At 71.5% G+C, this 17,649-nt stretch carries 13 protein-coding genes; 2 read left to right on the top strand and 11 right to left on the bottom strand.

Annotated features, from left to right (window positions below; translation table 11 throughout):
* The first annotated feature begins 105 nt into the window (after positions 1 to 105).
* Entirely contained in the window at positions 106 to 1,350 is a 1,245-nt protein-coding gene (locus HKK74_RS05310) for an acyltransferase family protein (protein ID WP_187241878.1), read from the top strand.
* On the opposite strand, the gene HKK74_RS05305 is transcribed toward HKK74_RS05310, so the two are convergent.
* From HKK74_RS05305 to HKK74_RS05290, 5 genes are all read right to left on the bottom strand, one after another.
* On the bottom strand, positions 1,262 to 5,545 hold the full coding sequence (locus tag HKK74_RS05305; RefSeq protein ID WP_187241877.1) for an alpha-(1->3)-arabinofuranosyltransferase domain-containing protein: 4,284 nt from the start codon (positions 5,543 to 5,545) through the stop codon (positions 1,262 to 1,264). The two genes, HKK74_RS05310 and HKK74_RS05305, sit on opposite strands and share 89 nt — an antisense overlap.
* A 54-nt stretch (positions 5,546 to 5,599) precedes the next feature.
* The gene (locus tag HKK74_RS05300; RefSeq protein ID WP_187241876.1) at positions 5,600 to 6,913 is read right to left on the bottom strand and encodes a glycosyltransferase family 4 protein; all 1,314 of its coding nucleotides are present in this window, start codon (positions 6,911 to 6,913) and stop codon (positions 5,600 to 5,602) included.
* Complete coding sequence (locus HKK74_RS05295; protein ID WP_187241875.1) at positions 6,910 to 7,695, bottom strand: glycosyltransferase; 786 nt, start codon at positions 7,693 to 7,695, stop codon at positions 6,910 to 6,912. The genes HKK74_RS05300 and HKK74_RS05295 overlap by 4 nt, the downstream gene beginning before the upstream one ends.
* Positions 7,692 to 7,823 (bottom strand): hypothetical protein, encoded by a 132-nt coding sequence (locus HKK74_RS40715; protein ID WP_281397668.1) that lies wholly within the window; start codon positions 7,821 to 7,823, stop codon positions 7,692 to 7,694. Before HKK74_RS40715 ends, HKK74_RS05295 begins: the two co-directional genes overlap by 4 nt.
* Before the next feature lie 222 nt (positions 7,824 to 8,045).
* The gene (locus HKK74_RS05290) at positions 8,046 to 9,674 is read right to left on the bottom strand and encodes an MmpA family trehalose lipid delivery protein (protein WP_187241874.1); all 1,629 of its coding nucleotides are present in this window, start codon (positions 9,672 to 9,674) and stop codon (positions 8,046 to 8,048) included.
* A 277-nt stretch (positions 9,675 to 9,951) separates the two neighbouring features.
* On the opposite strand from HKK74_RS05290, the gene pgfA reads away from it, so the two are divergent.
* On the top strand, positions 9,952 to 10,905 hold the full coding sequence (gene pgfA / locus HKK74_RS05285; RefSeq protein WP_187241873.1) for a cell envelope lipid trafficking protein PgfA: 954 nt from the start codon (positions 9,952 to 9,954) through the stop codon (positions 10,903 to 10,905).
* A gap of 68 nt (positions 10,906 to 10,973) precedes the next feature.
* Here pgfA and HKK74_RS05280 read toward each other — a convergent pair whose 3' ends face one another.
* From HKK74_RS05280 to HKK74_RS05255, 6 genes are all read right to left on the bottom strand, one after another.
* Positions 10,974 to 13,181: an acyl-CoA dehydrogenase family protein gene (locus HKK74_RS05280; RefSeq protein WP_187241872.1), complete on the bottom strand. Its 2,208-nt coding sequence runs from the start codon at positions 13,179 to 13,181 to the stop codon at positions 10,974 to 10,976.
* Between the two features lie 96 nt (positions 13,182 to 13,277).
* Positions 13,278 to 15,197 carry a hypothetical protein gene (locus tag HKK74_RS38960; RefSeq protein ID WP_222721863.1) on the bottom strand — a complete coding sequence of 640 codons (1,920 nt, stop codon included), beginning with the start codon at positions 15,195 to 15,197 and terminating at the stop codon, positions 13,278 to 13,280.
* Positions 15,198 to 15,286: 89 nt separating this feature from the next.
* Positions 15,287 to 16,123, bottom strand: a complete 837-nt coding sequence (locus HKK74_RS05270; protein ID WP_312881262.1) for an EI24 domain-containing protein — start codon at positions 16,121 to 16,123, stop codon at positions 15,287 to 15,289.
* A gap of 78 nt (positions 16,124 to 16,201) precedes the next feature.
* Positions 16,202 to 16,471, bottom strand: a complete 270-nt coding sequence (locus tag HKK74_RS05265) for a type II toxin-antitoxin system RelE family toxin (RefSeq protein ID WP_312881260.1) — start codon at positions 16,469 to 16,471, stop codon at positions 16,202 to 16,204.
* On the bottom strand, positions 16,468 to 16,746 hold the full coding sequence (locus HKK74_RS05260) for a type II toxin-antitoxin system Phd/YefM family antitoxin (protein WP_187241871.1): 279 nt from the start codon (positions 16,744 to 16,746) through the stop codon (positions 16,468 to 16,470). Before HKK74_RS05260 ends, HKK74_RS05265 begins: the two co-directional genes overlap by 4 nt.
* 66 nt (positions 16,747 to 16,812) lie before the next feature.
* Positions 16,813 to 17,592, bottom strand: a complete 780-nt coding sequence (locus tag HKK74_RS05255) for an AfsR/SARP family transcriptional regulator (protein ID WP_187241870.1) — start codon at positions 17,590 to 17,592, stop codon at positions 16,813 to 16,815.
* Positions 17,593 to 17,649 lie beyond the last annotated feature (57 nt).

Here is a 17,649-nt window from a genome sequence, read left to right as displayed (position 1 = left end):
GCCACCTCCGGGGTTAGGCTTACCCGGCAATCATTACCGGGCCGTAACCCTACATGACCACGGAGTTCTCGCCGTTCCGGACGCGGGAGCCGCGGAGGTACCCGAATGACGGCAGAGGCTCCGGCGGCAGGCGTCGCCCGCCCGCCCGGCGGTCTTCCGGCGGTGTCCGGACATCAGGACGCGCTCGACGGCGTCCGCGCGGTCGCCGCCTTCACGGTGCTCGTGTTCCACGTGGCCCTCAACTCGGGTTTCAATCGCTCGTCCGTCCCCGCAGCGTGGTTGTTCAACGGCGGTCAGGTCGGCGTGGCCGTCTTCTTCGTCCTGTCGGGCCTGCTGCTCTACCGGCCGTGGGTCCGGGCGCTGCTCGATGGCGGGGTCAGGCCGCGAACCCGCACCTACCTGAGGAAACGCGCGCTGCGCATCCTTCCGGCCTATTGGGCGCTCGTCGCCTGCGTACTGCTCACCGCCGAGAGGGATCATCTCGACGATGTGCGGGCGTGGGGCCGGCTGCTGACCCTCACGCAGCTCTACGCCCCCGGCCCGCTGTGGAGCAGCGGCCTCGGGCCGAGGGAGATGGGACAGACGTGGAGCCTCGCGGTCGAGGCGGCGTGGTACGTGTCGCTGCCGATCACCGCGATGCTGCTGGCGTGGTTCGCACGCGGCCGCTCGGGCAGTGAGGTCGACGTCGCGGCCCGGGCCAGGCGGCTCCTGTGGGGTCTCGGCGCGTACGCGCTGATCTCGTTCGGTTACACGCTCTTCATGTTCGTTCCCGGCTACCATCCGATCGCGGTCGCCTGGCCGCCGCGGTATCTCGCGTGGTTCGCGGCCGGCATGGCGCTCTCGGTGGTGGCGGTATGGGCTCGCGCCGAGCCCACCGGCCCGGCGGCGCGCTTCTGCCGTACGGTCGGCGAGTGCTGGAGCACCTGCTGGCTGGGGGCCCTCTGCCTCTTCGTCATCGCCGCGTCGCCGCTGACCGGGCCATCCGACCTGTCGAGCCTCGACGGGGTGTGGACGGCGGAGTTCCACATCCTGATCTTCGGCATGTGCGCGCTGTTCTTCATCGCGCCGGTGGCGCTGGCGCCGACCGCCCATCCCGGACCGACCCGGGTGCTCGGCAACCGCGTGATGCGCTTTCTCGGCCGGATCTCGTACGGCGTCTTCCTCTGGCAGATGGTCCTCATCCTCGGCTGGTTCGACGGCACCGACCGGCTGTTCCGCGGTGCTCTTCTGCTCGACCTGCCGATCCTCGCCGCCGCGACGGTCACCGCCGCGACGTTGAGCTACTACCTGATCGAGAAGCCGATTCAGCGACTCTCCCAGGGCCGGGGCGGCGCGTCCACAGGGCGATGACGAGCCGGCCCACGATGACCAGCCCGAGCAACTGCGGGACGAGGTCGCCGAGCGGGTCGGTCAGAGCCGCCGGATTACCGGTGGATCGCGTCGAAGCGCTCGCCGCCCACGAGACCGTCCCGGCGAACATCAACACGGCCACCGACCACGGTGACGCCAGCGCGCGGGCGAGCGTACGACGCCTCCGCGCGGAGCCCGGCGGCGCCGCCAGAAGCGGGGCCGCCGCGAACACGGCCGAGGAACCCAGCGCGACGGCGACACCGAGGCCGCCGGCCACCCAGAAGCCGAGGCCCGCCGCGAGGGGCAGAGCCGTCCAGCGCACCCCCCGGATCCGCCGGGGCACCGGGCGCGGCACGGCGCGCGAGCCGCCCCGCCCGCAGGCCGCGAGCGCCAGGACGGCCAGCAGCCCGAGGCCGGCCGGTACGGCGACGCGGTGCACCCGGCCCGGAAGGTAGGTCAGCTCGACCGTGCCGGCGGTTCCCGCGGGCACGACCCAGCCCTGCTTCCAGCCGTCCAGCCGGACCGGCCGCAGGACGGTCGTGCCGACCGTGGCCCGCCATCCCCGGTTGTAGTTCTCGTTCACCACCAGGAACGACCGCCGGGATGCCTCGACCCGCAGCTCGCGAGCGTCCGGAGACCAGCGCTCCACCCGCACCTCGCGCGTCGTCGCCTGCTCCGGCGCCGTCCCCTCGGGAGCGCCCGCCTGCGAGCGGGCCTGCGCCGGCCGCAGCGAGCCGTCCACGTCGAGCACCGCGGACTCGATCCGGTACGGGCTGAACGGCGACGGCCGCAGATGGTTCGTCCCGCCGATGACCTGCGCGCTCCGGCACGACTCGTACCGCAGCGGCTGCCCCTCCAGCAGATCGTCCATCGCGCCGGACACCCGGGTCGGAATCTTGACGCCGTTGACCTCCAGCCACGGCCCGAAGCCGCAGGGCAGCTCGAGCGGAAGCCGGCCCAGCACGGGCAGCGGTGCCACACCTGGCACGGTGATGTCGGTGATCTGCAGGGCGAGCTGGCCGGACACCGTGAACTCGAGGATCAGCCTCTTGGCGATCATCGGGGCGAAGGTGAGACGCCCGTTCCGGTCGAGCAGTCCCTCCCTGGAGTCGCCCCGGTCCGAGCGCACCCGCACCCGGAGCGCTCCCCGCGCGCCGGCCGGGCGTTCCACGTCGACCCGGCCGACCCGGATGGCACGCCCCCAGCTCACCGCGAACCTCGGGGTGAGGTCGTGCTCGGCGGCGATCCAGGTGGTGGCGGGGTCGGCGTCGAAGGCCGAGCGCGCGAGGAGCGCCGGGTCCGAGGAGAGACTCGAACTGACCGCGACCCGCACCCGCGACCCGATGCCCGTGTACCCCTGGATCAGCCGGTCATCGGTGAGAGTGGCCAGGCCGGACAGCGCCCCTTGACCGGGCGCCGCGGAGAGGAAAGAGCGCTCGAAGCCGGCGCCCTCCTCGTCCCGCCGTTCGAGTGCGGGCGAACAGACCCAGCGCTTCGACCCCTTCATGCAGGCCGGCGCGGCGCCGGAGGCGCGCGTCATGACGAATGAGCTCGGCACTCCGGCGTCCCGCGCGGCCGGCAGTTCATAGCGGCGGCCCGCGCGCACTCCGTCGATCGTCAGCTCGGAGATGCCGGCCCGGGCGAGCAGGGGGCTGGCGACCGGTTCCGCGAGCCGCAGGATCCGGATCCGGAGCCAGCCGGTCCGGCCCGGCGGCACGCGGAGCACCTGCGGTGCCGAACTGCTCACGACGGGCTGGACGATCCTTCCGGCCTCGGTCTCCACGGCGATCCGGCTCGGCGGTGGTCCGAGCACGTTCTCATTCCGTACGAAGGTCGCCGACACGCGCCCGGGAACGGTCGGCCGGTCGAACCGCACACCGAGCCACTGGCCGACGGGCCCGTTCCAGCCCCCCGTCTCCCAGTAGGTCCAGGGATCGCCGTCCATGGCGGAGTAAGGGAGCCGGCCGGCGTCGTGCAGTTGCGGGATCGCGTCGGCGTCGGCGGCCGACGTCGACGCCGTGATCGAGGAGACGCCGCTGAAGGCGGCCACCGTCGCGTAACGCTCCCAGCCGGGCTCGACGACGTCGGCCGCCTCTCCCCGCTCGGCGCCCGTCAGCGTGGGCGAGCCCTGGTCCAGCTCGCCGAAGTTGCGTTTCACCAGCCGCAGCGAGTCGGAGACGACCGGGGTGCCGCCGCTGCCCGGCGCGTCGTCGTTGAGCAGCACCTGCCGCCCTCTCAGCGCCCCGTTGTCGGCCAGCGTCAGCAGCGACTCCGGCGACCCGTACAGCCGGATCGCGCTGTCGGCGTCGGCCAGCGTCACCGCGCCGCCCTTCGCCGTGGCGGTGACGGCCTGCGCCTGGCCGGCGCCGGTGCTCTGGTCCGCGGCCTCGACCTCGTACATCTCTAGAGGCGGGTACAGCTGGTCGAACGCCCCGATGGCGTCGTCGGGTTCGGCCCAGCCGACGGGCTGGGTGCCGAAGCTCGCGACCCGCCGGATCCCGGGGGATCCGTCGAGCGCCTGGTGCAGCCGGGCGGGCCAGACGCCCCGTAGGCCCTCTCGGCGCAGGTCGTTGCGGACCAGGACGTATCGGATGCCCATGCGGGACAGGAACTGCGCCAGCCCCGGCGAGCGGCGCCCCGCCGCCACCTGCCGGTCGATCGCGTCGAGCGCGCGTGTGTAGCCGGGCGACCCGTCCGGGACGAGCTGCCGGACGCCCCACCGGGACGTGACCAGCGGTTGCATGATGTCGTCCATGGGCCGACCCCACAGGTATTCGCCGAACGGAGCGCCCGGGATCGCCAGTACCCCCTCTCCCCCGGTCCGTCCGGACAGCCAGTTCGCGGCGTCACGCCAGTACGTCGGGGGCTCCCTGAAGTCACCGGGACCCGACAGCCCGTTGCTCACCGCCGCGAGCGCGATGCCGCCGAGGGCGGTGAACGCCACGGCCCGCATCCGGAGCCGGACCTGTGGCCTGCGCACCGAACCGATCAGATGCGCCACGCCTAGCGCGATGGGCAGCCGGACGATCACGTCGAACCTGTGCAGATTGCGCAACGCCGCCAGCGGCCCGTCCAGGAGCTCCCGCATCGGCGCGGCCGCCGGGCCCTCGATCGTGCTGATGTGCCCGGCCGTGATGATCGCCAGTCCGGCCAGCAACGTGATCAGCAGGAAGGCCCGTTCGGGCAGCCCTGCGCGCACCAGCCCGGCCAGGCCGAGCGCCGCCACGACGCCCGTGCAGAGCACGGGCAGGACACTGAGCGAGAGCGCATGACCGACCGGCCACCAGACCTGCCCGTCGAGCACGAGATAACTGACCCAGCGCTCCGCACCGCGCAGTACGGTCACCAGTCCCGTGGGGCCCGTGGTGGTGACGGCCTTCTCCGTGTAGGTCAACCAGGAGAACCCGTACCTCGCGGTCAGGATCAGCGGGACCAGCCACCAGAACGTCGCCAGCGCCACCGAGACCGACCAGCAGGCCAGCACGCGCAGGCGCGGTGTGCCACGCGGCCTGGTCAGCAGGTAGATCAAGGGCACCACCAGCACCGCAGCGGTCGCGGTGGCGTTGATCCCGCCGCAGCACGCCACCGCCAGGCCCGACCGGGCCACCGACTTGACGATCAACCGGCCCCGGCCGCCGCGCTCCGGCAGATCGTGCACGGCCGTGATCAGCGGGAGCACGATCCACGGCGCCATCGCGAACGGCAGGTAGTCCGACGAGATCTGACCGAGGGCGGCCAGGCCGGTCGGCGCGAGCGCGTACACCATGCCGGCGACGAGCCCGCCGGCCGATCCGCCGATCCCGAGCCAGCCGGCCAGGCGGCGGGCGCCGAGGAAGGCGACACAGAGGAGCATGGCCAGCCAGACGCGCTGAGTGATCCAGGCCGGCAGGTCGGCGAGATCGCCCAGTACGTAGACCGGCCCCATCGGGAAGAGGTAGCCGACGGCCTGGTTCTGCAGCTGACCGAACTGCTCCGGTGCCCAGAGGTGCAGCGCGCGGCCGAGGAAGGCCAGCGGATCCACCGGCATATCGATCTTGGTGTCGGCGAGGATGCGACCTGGCCGGGTCGACGTGGCCAGACAGGTCAGTGCCAGGCAGCAGACCACGACCTGAAGGCGGTCGCGCAGTGATGCGCTCGTCCGCTCCTCAGCCGGTACGCCGCCGCGCTCCTCGGGGGCGCTTCCGCGCGTCTCCATCCAGCTTCCGCACGTGTCCATCCAGTAGGTATTCGTTCCAGCCGGGGTGGTGGGTCAGTGTGACCGCTCGTCGGGGCGGCCGAGGAGGCGCTCGATCGGGGTGGCGGGCCGTATCTCCCGCACCGCCCGGTCGCGCAGCATGAGGTCGCGCACCGGACCCTCGACCACCTCCGGCTGATCATCACCGTAGCGGCTGACGACGTGTGCGCGATCGTCACCCGAGGACGCCGAGCCGGCGCGGACGGCGGCGGCGATCAGTGCCTCGACCCGGCTCGCGGTGCGCGCCCAGTCGAACTGCGCGGCCCAATGAGCACACGCGGCCGCCATCTCACGGCGGCGGGCCGGGTCGTCGAGTTCCTTGAGCGCCCGTTCGGCCACGTCGGCCAGGTCTTCACCGTCGCGGACCAGCCAGCCCGTGCGCCCGTCGCGCACGGCCTCCCGCAGTCCTTCGACGTCATGGGCGACGGTCGGGACCCCGAGCGCGGCCGCCTCGACCACCGACAGTCCCCAGCCCTCGCCCCTGGACGTGCTGAGGTGGAGGTCGGCGGCGGCGACCAGCGACACCTTGGTCTCCTCCGGCACGAAGCCATGCAGGGTGACGACCCCGGCGAGGCCGCGGGAGGCGACCACCTCCGCCAGCGCGGACGACTCGGGCCCGTCGCCCACGATGTGCACCCGCAGCCCGGGCCACCGGAGCCGCAGCCGGTCGGCCAGGTTCACGACCCGCTCGACCCGCTTGTGCGGCACGAGCCTGCTCACGCACACCAGTACGGGAGCGTCACGGGCGGCCGTGTCAACGGCGACCGCGTCGACCGCGTTGGAGTGGCCGTTCGGGACCACGTACGCCGGCATCCGCCAGCCGAGCCGGTCCCGCAGCGCCCGGCGGGTGGACAGCGAGACGACGACACAGGCGTGCCGCCGGTAGGTCCACCCCGCGACGGGACCCTCGAGAATCCGTCCGATCCAGGCCAGCCAGGCGGGGAAGTACAGGCCGAACTGCTGGTCGTGTACGTGATGGATCACGCAGAACACCGGCAGCGAGCGAGGCAGCACCAACGGTGTGAAGAAGGGGATTCCGTTCTGGCAGTCGATCACCGCGTCGAAGGCGCGGCGCCTGGTCAGCATCCAGAGCAGCACCAGCGGGTACACGGTGAAGCGCCCGCCCAGGCGGATGAACTCGACGCCGTCGACCCGCTCCCGGCGCGGCCGGCCGGGGGTACGGCACGTCACGTAACGCACCCGTCCCCCGCCGGCGGCGAGCCTGCGGGCGATCTCCCACGCGTAGCGCTCGGCCCCTCCGGCGGCCGGGTGCCAGGGATCGCGCCAGTTGACGATCGCCACCCGCAGGCCGGCGACGCTCAAGGTCATCCGGGGCCGGTCCCGGAGGTCTCGGAGAGGACGAGCGACCGCGTCGGCGCGTACGTGGTCGCGGGGCGTCGTGCGGTCGCCCGGATACGGGCGAGGTCGCGTGCGCAACGGACCGTGTGGCGGCGGACCGAGAAGGTCGTGCCCGGTACGTCGCGCCACACGACCGGCAGGTCGGTGACCACACCGCCATGGCGGATGCAGTGCATGAGCAGCTCGACGTCGAACGCGAAGCCGGGAGTGCGCAGATCGGCCGCGGCGGCCCGCACCAGCGGCCCGGAGAAGAACTTGAAACCGCACTGGGTGTCCGCCGCGCCTCCGGCGAGGTCACGAACGAGCCGGTTGAAGACGATGGCGCCGAGCCTGCGAAGCGGGCGGCCGTACTCCTCCACCACCGAGTCCGGGTGCCGCCGGGAACCGACCACCATGGAGTGGCCCTCGGCCATGAGCCGCAGCACGTCGTCGAGCGAGCTGAGATCGGTCGCCATGTCGGCATCGCAGAATCCGACATACGGGGCACGGGTGGCGAGCAAGCCCATGCGTACCGCAGCGCCCTTGCCGCGTTCGGGGCAGTGCAGCAACCGGACCGGGGCGGTGGTCGCCCAGTCGCGCACTATCGCCGAGGTCTCGTCCGTGCTGGCGTTGTCGACGACCAGGACGGCCGCCGGAACCGGCAGGTCACGCAGCTTGCGCAGGAGCAGTGAAAGTCCGCGAGGAAGCCGCTTGGCCTCGTTGTACGCCGGGACGACGATCTCGAGCTGCACGTGATCGCCGGCGAAGGTCACCGCGAGCCGTAGTTATAGAGCGGCTTGGTGACCTGCTCGCTCTGTGAGGCGTTGACGAGTTCGACGGCGCCGACCGAAGCGAGAGCGGCGAGCACGATTCCGGTCACTGCGGCGATTGCGATCCGCATCGAAGGTCCTCCTGGCATCCGGCGGGGGCTGTGGTGGCCGCCACAGTAGTACGTCCCTACTGGCGAGTACTAGACATATGAACTAACAACGACAATTCACTACTAATCACCCCTAAGCGGTTACCCACGGTGTCCGCGGTCCGGTGCGGGCGGCGCCGCGTGCTCTTCACCAGCGGTCCGGGAGCGCACCGTCGCGCGCGACGCCACGCGGGGTGACGGCGGTCAGGCCCGCGGGATCCGGAAAAGCGTCACGTCCGGCCGGTCCAGGAGCAGTTCCGCCCCGGCCAGCCGGTCCCGCGGCGATGCCGAGCCCGGCGGGGTGGCGGCCGGTGAGGTGTCGTCGATGAAGACGTACCTGACCCCGGCGGCCCGCAGCGAGGCGGTGAGCTCGGCACTGGACCTGATGAGGGGATCCAGCTCGCGCACCCGTGGATCCTCCGCCGCGATGACCGTGGATCCGACGGTCACCGCGTCATTGACGATGACCTCGCGCCGCAGGTAGCGCGGAAGCGGGTTGAGCAGCCGCCGCCGGTCGTTCCACCGGTAGCCGCGATGCGCCGCCCACGGCAGGACGAGGACCTCGCCGGGGGCCCGGTCGGCCTCGATGATCGTGCGGGCGCGCACCCAGTCCGCCGGGTAGTGCACGGCGTCCAGCCGGCCGCCCGCACCCCAGGCGAGCGACGGCAGCAACGCCACCGGAGCGAGGACGGCGAGGACGCCCATCACGAGCCCCGCCAGGTCACCGCGGTGAAACCGGTCGACGGCAAGGCCGAGACCGACGGCCAGGACCACCGCCACCGGTGCCACGTACTGCTGCCCGTCCCGGAACACCGCGAACCCGGGCCAGATCGAGATCAGCCCTTCGAGCGACCACGGTGCGACGGCGCCGAGCGAGGCGACCGCGAAGCCGGCCACCGCGGCCGGCCACAGGCCCGTTGCCCACCGGGCCCCGGGCCCCGCCGACCGGCACCAGCGCGCGTACACGAGCAACGCGGTCACGACCACCCCCAGCCAGGCCGCGGCGGTGAGCGCCATGCCGTATCCGGCGGGCACGGTCTCGCGGTTCCACACACCACCGAGCAGCAGCAGGCTGCCGAGCGTCCCGAACGGTGTGTCCGCGCGGGCCGCGAAAGCCTCGACCGCGCCCCCGTCGGCCGGCAGACCCGAGGGCCGCAGCCAGCCGGTGACCAGCCACGGGGCGCTGAGCACCGCGACCACCACGGCGGTCCGCCCGAGCGCGCGCGACCTGGCCGAGGCGGCGGCGCCGAGCGCGACGATGGCGGCGGTGAGCCCGGACACGGCCATCGCGGCGAACCCGCCCACCGCGGCCGGCAGGAGCGCACGCGCCAGCCGCCATCCCCCGCCCCGCTCGGTGACGACGGCGGCGGCACCGACCACCCACGGCAGCGCGGCATAACCGAGGAGCAGCGCCCAGTGGCCCAGCAGCAGCCGCTCGGCCACGAACGGATTCCAGGCGTAGCAGACACCGGCCGCGAGCCGCGCCGGCAGCCGTTCGGAGGGGACCAGAGCGGCGGCCGAGGTACAGGCCATGACGAACACGGCGAGCAGGATGACCTTCTGCACGACATCGCCCGGCAGCAGCCTGCCGAGCGCGGTGACGAACGCGTCGCTCGGCACGTGCCGGGGCACCGTGCCGGTGAGCCCGAAGGTGAACTCGCTGAACACCGGATCGGGCACGAACACCATGTCGTACGACAGCACGAAGCCGTCCGCGAGGCCCGGCCCCAGTGCGAGCAGCCCGAGCCCGAGCCCGGTGAGAGCGGCGGCCAGATGTCTGGTCCGGTCAGTGGCGAAAAGGCCGCTATGGAACAGGCCGGTAAATCCGCTCATCCGGTATGTCCGCTCATTGGAGGAAACAGGCTATCCAACGGTGGCCCGACCACGGTCCAGAGTCGGCCAGACCACCCCTATGGACAGGGCTTTCGCCGCCCGTAGATCACAGGTTCATTTCTTGGGCTTGCGCATCAGGCGGAGGAGGTGTGATATACACCGCATCCGTAACTACTCGCTAGTACAGTCAACCGCGCACCGCGGGCGCACTCCGCCCGCATTCCTGCCCGGAGATCCCACCCCACGGCCCTGGTCGGCCGTCGCCAGGAGGTAGAAAATGCGCCGAACCCTCGGCTGGGTCGCGCTCGTGCTCGGGTTCTCGCTCATCGCACTGGCCCCGCTGCAGCGCTTCTACGTGGCGGAGCAGCTCATCGGCGTACCGAAGAACACGTACCAGAAGTCGACCCTCGAAGCACCGGGGGCGTCCTACTTCGATACCGAAACCGGGCAGATGCGCACCGGTGCCACGCTCGTCGCCACGAACACCACCGCCGGTAATGCCAAGGCGAGCACCGGCGACACGACGGTGCTCGACTCGTTCACTGTGCTGGAGGACCTGAGCATCGGCAAGAAGGTGGAGGTCCAGTCCCACAAGGCGGCCCTGAACCGCAAGACCTCCCAGCTGACCAACTGCTGCGGCGCGGGCATCGGCTCCGAGGCCGGCTTCGACAGTTCGGTCCGCCAGTCCGGGCTCGGGATCTCGTGGCCGATCGGCGACGTCGAACAGAAGACCTACCAGTTCTTCGACACCACCACGAAGCGGACCTGGCCGATGAACTTCGAGGGCAAGGAGAAGATCCAGGGCCTCGACACCTACAAGTTCGTCATGCACGTCGGGCCCACGCCGATCGCCAAGATCGACAGTTTCTCCGGACGGCTGCTCGGGCTGGACGCGGAGCAGAACTACGCGGTCGACCGCGTCTACGAGGCGAACGTGTCGATATGGGTGGACCCGCGTACCGGCGCACCGGTCAACCGCGAGCAGCAGGTCACCACGACCCTGCGCACCAGTGACAGCACCGGCTCCATGACGGCGGCCAGCTTCCACCTCAAGATGACCGCGGACAGCCAGAAGGCACTGGTCAAGAAGGCCGACGAGAGCGCGCGCTTGATCTCAACGCTCAAGACGATCACCCCGCTGGCGTCCCTGCTCATCGGTGTGGCGCTGCTCGCCGCGGGCATCGTCCTGGTCCGCCGGTCCCGCACCGAGACGAGCGCCGCTCAGGCCTGAGCCCCGGGAGCGTGGCGACCGACCGCCTCCGGTCGCCCGGCCCGCACGACTCGACCCGGCCCGCGCCCTCAGCGCGGGTCCGGGTCGCGGGGCAGGCCGAGGATGCGCTCGCCGATGACGTTGAGGTTGACCTCGGTGGTGCCACCGCCGATCGTCATCGCCCGGGAGGCGAGCAGGTAGCGCGTCCACCCACGCCGGAGCCCGGTGTTCCGGCCACCGGTCAGCGCGCCCTCGGCGCCGAGCAGCGTGAATCCGTACTCGGTGACGTCTTGGCCGTGCTCCATGGCCACCAGCTTGCGCACGTTGGCGGTCGCACCGGGGTCGGTGCCGGACAGCTGCTTCAGCGTCGCTCGCAGGCCGAGCAGCCGGAACGCGTGCTCGTCGCACGCCAGCGCGCCGAGCCGGTCCCGGACCAGCGGATCGTCGGCCGCTCCGAGCGACGTCACCAGCTCCACCAGCGCGGGGACGTCCGCGCCCAACTGGAACGAGGTCGTCAGGCCGACGCGCTCGTTGGCGAGGGTGGTGCGCGCGACCCGCCAGCCCTGGTGGACGGGGCCGACGACGAGGTCGTCGGCGACGAAGACGCCGTCGAGGAAGACCTCGTTGAAGATCGCGTCTCCGGTGCACTCCCGCAGCGGACGGATGTCGATGCCCTCTGCCGCCATATCCACCAGGAAATAGGTGATGCCCTGGTGCTTCGGCGCGTCCGGGTCGGTCCGGGCGATGCAGATGCCCCATTGCGCCTCGCGCGCCAGCGAGGTCCAGATCTTCTGGCCGGTGATGCGCCAGCCGCCCTCCACTCGCTCCGCCCGGGTCGACAGTCCGGCCAGGTCCGAACCCGACCCCGGCTCGCTGAACAGCTGGCACCAGACGATCTCACCGCGCAGCGTCGCCGCCAGGAACCGCTCCTGCTGGGCGGGGGTGCCGTACTGCACCAGGGACGGCACCACCCAGGCACCGATCATGAGCGGCACGGGACTCACCTTCGCGCGCCGCATCTCCTGCTGGATGACTACCTGCTCCACCGGCCCGGCGGCGCGCCCCCACGGCCTGGCCAGGTGCGGGGTCACCCAGCCGCCGGCCGCCATCGCCGCCCGCTGCGCCGGCTGGTCCATCGCGACGAGTTCGGTGACCCGCTCGCGGATCTCCGCCCGGATCGGCTCGGCGTCGGCAGCCAGTTCCACGTCCATCGGCCGCCGCACGCCCGCGAGCACCCGGTCGGCGACGGCCGCGCGATGCCCGGCGCTCGGACCGGCCAGCGCCCGCAGCGTGAGCGCCCGCCGGTAGAACAGATGGGCGTCGTGCTCCCAGGTGTAGCCGATGCCGCCGTGCACCTGGATGTTGTCCTCGGCACAGGCGACCGCAACGTCCGGCGCCAGCGCACCCGCGACCGCGATCGCGTACGCGCGCTGATCGGGATCCGCGTCGATCGCCCGCGCGGCGTCCCAGACGGCGGCCCGCGCCCGCTCCAGTCCCACCAGCATCCGGGCGCACTTGTGCTTGATGCCCTGGAATTGGCCGATCGGCCGGCCGAACTGCTCACGGATCCGGGCGTACGACACCGCGGCGTCCAACGTCCGGCCGGCGACACCGCACGCCTCGGCGCCGAAGAGCACCGCGGCCAGGCCACGGGGATCGGCCGAGCCGGGCAGGATCCGCTCCGCCTTCACCGCGACGCCGTCGAGGGTCACCCGGTGCACGCGCCGGGTGAGGTCAAGGCTCTCCAGCGCTTCGACCGCCGCCTCGCCCGCGTCGACGACCACCCAGCGCCGCTCGCCCACGTCCTCGTCAGCGCCGCCGCCGACCCGTACCGGCAGCACGAGCAGATCCGCAAGGGCGGCGCCGAGCACCGGCTCGAGCGCACCGCTCACCGTCAGCCCGCCGCCGGTGCGGTGACCGGTCAGCGCGCCGGTCAGCGCCACCGCGGCGGTACGGGAACCGGTCGCGAGCCCCGGCACCAGGTCGTGGGCCGCCCCGGAGGCGGCGATGGTCGCGCTGGCGAGAACGGTCGGCAGGTACGGCCCCGGAGCGTTCGCCCGGCCCAGTTCCTCGAGCACGACCGCCAGCTCGACCAGCCCGAAGCCCTGCCCGCCAAGCCTCTCCGGCAGATGCAGGCCGAGCAGTCCCTGCCCGGCCAGCGCCGACCAGAACGCCGGCCGGACGTCCTGCGCCGCGTCGGACGCCGCGCGTACGGCCTGAGCCGTGATGTGCCGCTCGGCGAAACCGCGTACCGACGCCGCCAGCGCCTCGTGTTCCTCGGACAGCCCTATCGCCATGGTCCACCTCGTGTATCCGCGGAGCCACAGCCTATAGAACGATATTCGGTTTGTCGGGCCGCGCAGGCGGACCCGGTGTCCCGGGCGGCCGGAGGCTCAGCGGGCGACGTGGAGGTTGCTCAGGAAGTAACTGACGTCGGCCCAGAGCTTGCGGTGAGTGTTCGGGATTCCGATGAACAGCACCGCCGGCACCTTGCGGCCGGTATCGATCACGGCGGTGATCAGGAGCTCACCGGTCGCCTTGACGCCGGGCCGCTGGTACCGCAGATACGAGCTGATCAGCCAGCCCTTGTGCCCGTCGACCGTGAGCGGCTGTGAGGCGTGCGGCTGAGTCTGGTGCGGAAAACCGTAGAAACGGGTCTCGATGCTGTTGGCAAAGGCGACGGCCGCCGCCTTCTCGGTGCCCGGGCCGCCGTACATGCTCACCTCGGCCGGGTTCAGCGTCCCGCTGAGCAGCTGCCCGTACCAGAGCCGGGTACCGCGCTGCTCGGTCACCACGATCTGCTGACCCGACCAGCCCAGCTGTCCGAGCTTGTTCTGCTTGGTGGGCATCTGCCACGGCGAGCCGAATCTCGGGTACGACAGCCCGGCGCGGGCGTCGGTCATCCGGCCGACGGCCCTGGAGGGCGTGCCGGGAAACCGCTTGAGCGCCTTGTCGGCGGGCGCCGGCAGAGCGCCCTGCGGCTGGGATCCGCCAGCGGGCCGCTCGCGGGCGGACGTCTGCGTGGGAGGCTCGGGGTCCGAGCCGCCCCTGCCCTTGAGGAAGTACACGCCCGCGGAAGCGATCAACGCGACGACGAGCAGGCCCACGCCGGCGAACAGCGGGGCCCTGGATCCACCGCCCGAGTCGTCGTAGTTCCTGTCCCTGCTCTTGGCGCTGTCCTTCTCCTCGGTGCTGTCCTTGGCCCTGGCGCCGCCCTTGGCCCTGGCGCTGTCCTTGGCCTTGGCCCTGCCCTTGCTCCTGCGCCTGTCCCGGAAGTCGTCCCCGAAGTCGTCCTCGTCGGAGCCGCCCCCGGAAGCGCCTCCGTTCTCCTCCCGCATCCAGTCGGGGATGCGCAGATTCCCACTGCTGGGCGTGCCGGGCTTCGGCGGCGTGCTGGGCCCCGACGGCATGACCGGCGCGTAGCGCCCGTCACCCGGCTCCGAGTCGGCGGTCTCGTCGAACAGAGCCCCCTCCCAGCCGCCCGCGGGCGGCGCGGAGTACTCCACTCGCGCCGCGGAACCACGGGCCTCGTCCCGGGTGTCCGAAGTCCCTGCCGCGGCCTCGCCGAAGCCGGGCTCCGGCTCGGACGCGGCGTAGCCCAACGGCCCATATTCCGAGACGGCGCGGTCCGAGGCGGTCCGATCGGTGGCCGGGTGGTCATCGGCGTAGCCCGTGCCCGCGTACTCCGTGCCCGCGTACTCCGTGTCGGCGTACTCCGTGTCGGCGTAGCCGGTGCTCTTGTACCCGGTGTCCGCGTACCCGGTGCCGTCGTAGCCCGTGCCCTTGTCATCGGTGTCGGCGTAGCCGGTGCTCTTGTAGCCGGTGTCGGCGTACTGGGTATCGGCGTACTGGGTGTCGGGGGACTCGGTTTCGCGGTATTCGGTGTCGCGGTATTCGGTGTCGGCGTATTCGTTGTCCGAGTAGTCCATGTAGTCCGACGGCCTGTTCCGTCCCGGCATCCGCTGCTGCTCGGCGGGCTCGGGCGCCGCGCCACCGATGGAGGAATCGAGCTCCGCGTCGGGAACCTGAGGGTCGGGGAACACCAGTTTTCCCGGCGGACGCTCGTCTTCCGGCTCGACAGGTGCGAACGGCGCGGAAGCGGCGCGCTGCGTCCCCGTCGTTCCGGTACCGGTCGTGTCGGGCTCGGACCGGCCGGCATCGGCCGAATCGAACCAGGTCGAGGCCGGCCCGTACTCGTCCTCCGGCTCCACCGCCGGCATGGGTCCCGTCGCATCGTCGGCGACGGATTCGAAGGCACTGGTGTCGTCGCTCGGCGCCTTCGAGCGCTTCGCGAGCTCCCCCTGATCGGACATGCGGGACAGGCTACGCGAAGATCAACACTCGCGTGCGGGAGCGGGCAATCATGCTCCGGACACAGCTTGCCAGCGGCTCCGCTCCGGTCTCAGCGAGGGTGCGGATACGGCAGTCCCGGCATGCCAGGCGTCCCCGGCGCGGACAGTTGCTCCTTCTCCGGCGCCAGGCGTTCCCGCGCGAGGAGGGTGCCACCGGCGACCGCGCCTGGCATGGCGAAGACCGCGCCGAGCGGGATGAAGAACAGCACGACCGTCGCCGCACCGAAGCCGACCACGACCAGCCATTGCCGTCTGAGTAGGACGAATCGTTCCTTGCGGCGCAGGCCGCGGCGCTCCAGTGCGATGGCGGTCAGCTCGCCGGCCAGGAAGAAACCGGTGACGCAGGCCGCAATCACGGGCACCACCGTCTGGCCGATGACCGGCACGAACCCGAGCACGAAGAACACCACGGCGAATCCAACGGCCATGAGCCCGATGACGATCGCATCACGGACGCCGCGGACGATCTGCACGAAGAGCGGCACGTCCGGCTCCGGCGGGGCGCCGCCCTGCGACTCCTCCACCCGGACGGCGATGCCCTCGTAGAAGGGCTCGCCGATCAACAGAGTGACCGCTGTGAAGAAGATCACCGATAGGAAGGCGCCGGTCCCGAAGATCGCCAGTGCGGCGACCACCCGCATCGCCGACCGCGCACCGGACGACCAGCCGTCGGCGAACGGAGTGATCCACTCCGCGAGATCGCCCGCGTTGATGCCCAGGAACACCAGACCGGTACCGAACAGCACTAGGGCGATGAATGCCGGGATTAGGCCGAACAAATACTGCTTAGGGCGCTTCGCCACCCAGGCCAACCCTCTTCCGAGGTAGCCCATGCCCGTGAACAGGTCCCCAGGTCGCTGCCGCCGACGCGGCTCTGGCTCGTACACAAGGGCAGCGTACTGGGATCACCGGGCGCCGGCCCTCCCTGCGGAGGACCTGACCGGCCCGGCCGGGCGCGTCCCCTGTCAGGCGCGGTAAGCGTCACGGCGGTGTTGAACGTTGACGATCTCCACGATCACCCGGCCGTCGTCGATCAGATAGATCACCCGGTATTCGCCCCGGCGGGCCGACCAGGCAGGCTCAAGCGGCGGCCGCAACGGTTTGCCGACGCGACGAGGATTGTCCAGCAGCGCGCCGTTGATGAACACCCATGCCGCGATCGCGGCCTTCTCGGGCAACCCCTGAGCGAGGTCTCGCTTTGCGCGAGCGGAGATGACCAGCTCGTAGCGGCTCACAGGCGACCAGCGTCACGCATGGCCCGCTCGACCTCGGCCGGAGCGTACGTCCGCTGGGCGGCGATATCGGCCATGCCCTCGCGAAGGGCGTCCAGGGTCTCCGCGTCGGCGAGGATCTCGATGGTCTCCTGCATGGCTTCATAGTCGTCGATGGACAGCAGGATGGCGGCCGGTACTCCGTTGCGTGTGATCTCGACGCGTTCGTGAGTGGTGACGGCGGAATCGACCAACCTGGAGAGGTTGTGCCGGACCTCGGCCAACGGAAGGGTCGTCATGTACAGAATTCTAGCGCAGTCGACCTCAGTGTGGCCCGGAGCGGCCTCCGGACCGGGCGAGCGGAATCAGCGCAGACAGCGCGGGCACCTGGCGATCGGAGAGGTGACGCCCTCCCCGTCCAGGGCGTCGTCCAGAATCGCCTGCTGCATCCCGCGCAACTCCCGGCCCGGGCCCAGACCCAGCTCGGTGGCGAGCACGGCGTGTCCCTCGCGGTACACCGTGAGCGCTTCGGCCCGCCGTCCCGAGTGGTGCAGTGCCAGCATCAGCTGAGCCCGCAGCCGCTCCCGCAGCGGGTTCTCCGCCACCGCGACCGTGAGCTCGGGAACCAGGTCGCGATTGCGGCCCGCCCACAGCTCGGCCTCGGTCCGCTCCTCGGTCACCGTCAGCTTGAGCTCGCCGAGCCGCGCGGCCTCCTCACGCACCCCGGGCATGCTCGCCTGTCCCTCGTATGCCGGACCGCGCCAGAGGGCCAGGGCCCGGCGCAGCAGGCCGATACCGCGGTCGAGGTCCCGCTCCGCGACGGCGGCCCGGCCGGCCACGACGAGCCCCTCGAACCGCGCCACGTCCAGCTCGTCCGGCTCGGTCACCAGTACGTAGCCGCCGGAACGGCGATCGATGCTGCGGCCGCCGAGAACCCGCCGCAGATGGTGCACGTAGACCTGCATGGTCTTGACCGCGGACTTCGGCGGTGTCTCCTCCCAGAGCGCGGCGGCCAGCCGATCGGTCGAGACCACCTCGTTGGGACGGCTCAACAGCACCGCCAGCACATCCCTCAGTCTCGGCGAGAGCCGTACGGCGCCCAGCCCATCTCGGACTTCCAGCGACCCAAGGATTCGGTACTTCACGTCGACCCCCTGTCGAGGTCGGAAGCGGGCCCGGCACCGAGCGACCTGCACTCCAAC

Origin of the sequence: Actinomadura alba (assembly GCF_014323705.1) — a bacterium.
Taxonomy (GTDB): Bacteria; Actinomycetota; Actinomycetes; order Streptosporangiales; family Streptosporangiaceae; genus Actinomadura_C; species Actinomadura_C alba.
The sequence above is the reverse complement of the archived record's forward strand: the minus strand, read 5'-3'. Positions and strand labels throughout refer to the sequence as shown.

What these genes read in the sequence shown, in the direction of transcription:
- HKK74_RS05300 (WP_187241876.1), bottom strand. Translation starts at nt 6,913, where the DNA reads ATGACCTTGAGCGTCGCCGGCCTGCGGGTGGCGATCGTCAACTGGCGC.
- HKK74_RS05305 (WP_187241877.1), bottom strand. Translation starts at nt 5,545, where the DNA reads ATGGAGACGCGCGGAAGCGCCCCCGAGGAGCGCGGCGGCGTACCGGCT.
- HKK74_RS05290 (WP_187241874.1), bottom strand. Translation starts at nt 9,674, where the DNA reads ATGAGCGGATTTACCGGCCTGTTCCATAGCGGCCTTTTCGCCACTGAC.
- pgfA (WP_187241873.1), top strand. Translation starts at nt 9,952, where the DNA reads ATGCGCCGAACCCTCGGCTGGGTCGCGCTCGTGCTCGGGTTCTCGCTC.
- HKK74_RS38960 (WP_222721863.1), bottom strand. Translation starts at nt 15,197, where the DNA reads ATGTCCGATCAGGGGGAGCTCGCGAAGCGCTCGAAGGCGCCGAGCGAC.
- HKK74_RS05310 (WP_187241878.1), top strand. Translation starts at nt 106, where the DNA reads ATGACGGCAGAGGCTCCGGCGGCAGGCGTCGCCCGCCCGCCCGGCGGT.
- HKK74_RS40715 (WP_281397668.1), bottom strand. Translation starts at nt 7,823, where the DNA reads ATGCGGATCGCAATCGCCGCAGTGACCGGAATCGTGCTCGCCGCTCTC.
- HKK74_RS05260 (WP_187241871.1), bottom strand. Translation starts at nt 16,746, where the DNA reads ATGACGACCCTTCCGTTGGCCGAGGTCCGGCACAACCTCTCCAGGTTG.
- HKK74_RS05280 (WP_187241872.1), bottom strand. Translation starts at nt 13,181, where the DNA reads ATGGCGATAGGGCTGTCCGAGGAACACGAGGCGCTGGCGGCGTCGGTA.